This window comes from Shewanella sp. S1-49-MNA-CIBAN-0167 (assembly GCF_040310145.1).
Taxonomy (GTDB): domain Bacteria; phylum Pseudomonadota; class Gammaproteobacteria; order Enterobacterales; family Shewanellaceae; genus Shewanella; species Shewanella psychromarinicola.
Genome location: NZ_JBEOPO010000356.1, coordinates 1 through 259, shown reverse-complemented (window position 1 = coordinate 259; position 259 = coordinate 1). Strand labels below are relative to the sequence as shown.

Here is a 259-nt window from a genome sequence, read left to right as displayed (position 1 = left end):
CCATAAACACATGGATGCTAATAAGCATATAAGCTGTAAAGGTCAAAAAGTGTAGCCATCGCCACACTGATTGACCAATATACTTCTTAATATAGAAACTGAATGCACAGATAAATAACAGCCAAAACCCCATCTGTCCCAATGCCACGCCCACCCGATCAGTCTGGAAACCAAAAGGTACTAAAATCTGCCATATATGCAGATTTAGATAGTTATCCGCCAATAAAATACCAGCATGAAAAGCGGCAAAGCCTACCGC

Annotated in this window: 1 protein-coding gene; it reads right to left on the bottom strand. The window is 40.9% G+C overall.

All coding sequences use genetic code 11. The annotated features are described in order from the left end of the window. Positions 1–259 (bottom strand): hypothetical protein (locus tag AAEZ00_RS21615; RefSeq protein WP_351090015.1); only part of this gene is annotated, 259 nt, incomplete at both ends.